Here is a 326-nt window from a genome sequence, read left to right on the forward strand (position 1 = left end):
ATNNNNATTATTATTGAAAATATTTTTGCTATTTTTAAAAAATTTAAAATTATTACAGAAAAATATCGTTGTGAAAACCATATACATTTTAGACCACTGATTTAGTCTTTAAATTAGAATGGAGATTAAAATGAAAAAGTATATGGTAACAAGCATTCTAACTGAAAATGAATTATATTCATTACAACGAAAAATAAAAAAATGATATTTACAACAAAAACTTACAAAAGAAATAAATTATATTTATCAAAATGTCATTAATTATTTTAATTTATGTCAGAAATACTATTTATATGAAAATTCACTAAATAGCTTAATTAAATTAT

Annotated in this window: 1 pseudogene; it reads left to right on the top strand. The window is 17.4% G+C overall.

Annotated elements, in window-relative coordinates:
- Positions 1-118: 118 nt before the first annotated feature.
- A pseudogene (locus BST80_RS05125) lies at positions 119-326 on the top strand (hypothetical protein); the annotation flags it as partial.

This window comes from Spiroplasma sp. Moj (assembly GCF_016082285.1).
GTDB classification, from domain to species: Bacteria; Bacillota_I; Bacilli_A; order Mycoplasmatales; family Mycoplasmataceae; genus Spiroplasma; species Spiroplasma phoeniceum.